The sequence below is a fragment of the Anaerococcus sp. Marseille-P3915 genome, assembly GCF_900258475.1.
Classification (GTDB): domain Bacteria; phylum Bacillota; class Clostridia; order Tissierellales; family Peptoniphilaceae; genus Anaerococcus; species Anaerococcus kampingae.
Genome location: NZ_LT984894.1, coordinates 1 through 1,171, shown reverse-complemented (window position 1 = coordinate 1,171; position 1,171 = coordinate 1). Strand labels below are relative to the sequence as shown.

Below are 1,171 nucleotides of genomic sequence, written 5' to 3'. Positions count from 1 at the left end.
TAAACGCTCCAGAAAAGACTGAAGTAAAAGACCCATCTAAGTTAACAGACGAAGAAAAGAAAGCTGTTGAAGATGCAGTTAAGAAATCAAATCCAGATCTACCAGCAGATGCAAAAGTAACTGTAGGCGATGACGGAACAGTAACTGTAACAGATAAAGATGGCAAAGAAATTGGTAAATTAACACCAGATAAGACAGTTAAAGCACCACTAAACGCTCCAGAAAAGACTGAAGTAAAAGACCCATCTAAGTTAACAGACGAAGAAAAGAAAGCTGTTGAAGATGCAGTTAAGAAATCAAATCCAGATCTACCAGCAGATGCAAAAGTAACTGTAGCAGACGATGGAACAGTAACAGTAACAGATAAAGATGGCAAAGAAATTGGTAAATTAACACCAGATAAGACAGTTAAAACACCACTAAACGCTCCAGAAAAGACTGAAGTAAAAGACCCATCTAAGTTAACATACGAAGAAAAAGCCGCAGTAGAAAAAGCAGTTAAAGAAGCAAACAAAGATCTACCAGCAGATGCAAAAGTAACTGTAGGAGATGACGGCTCAGTAACTGTAACAGATAAAGATGGCAAAGAAATTGGTAAATTAACACCAGATAAGACAGTTAAAACACCACTAAACGCTCCAGAAAAGACTGAAGTAAAAGACCCATCTAAGTTAACAGACGAAGAAAAGAAAGCTGTTGAAGATGCAGTTAAGAAATCAAATCCAGATCTACCAGCAGATGCAAAAGTAACTGTAGGAGATGACGGCTCAGTAACTGTAACAGATAAAGATGGCAAAGAAATTGGTAAATTAACACCAGATAAGACAGTTAAAACACCACTAAACGCTCCAGAAAAGACTGAAGTAAAAGACCCATCTAAGTTAACAGACGAAGAAAAAGCCGCAGTAGAAAAAGCAGTTAAAGAAGCAAACAAAGATCTACCAGCAGATGCGAAAGTAACTGTAGGCGATGACGGAACAGTAACTGTAACAGATAAAGATGGCAAAGAAATTGGTAAATTAACACCAGATAAGACAGTTAAAGCACCACTAAACGCTCCAGAAAAGACTGAAGTAAAAGACCCATCTAAGTTAACAGACGAAGAAAAAGCCGCAGTAGAAAAAGCAGTTAAAGAAGCAAACAAAGATCTACCAGCAGATGCAAAAGTAAC

The 1,171-nt window shown here is 37.5% G+C and carries 1 pseudogene; it reads left to right on the top strand.

Going from position 1 to position 1,171, the window contains the following annotated elements:
- Positions 1–1,171, top strand: a pseudogene (locus C8269_RS10730) (InlB B-repeat-containing protein); the annotation flags it as partial.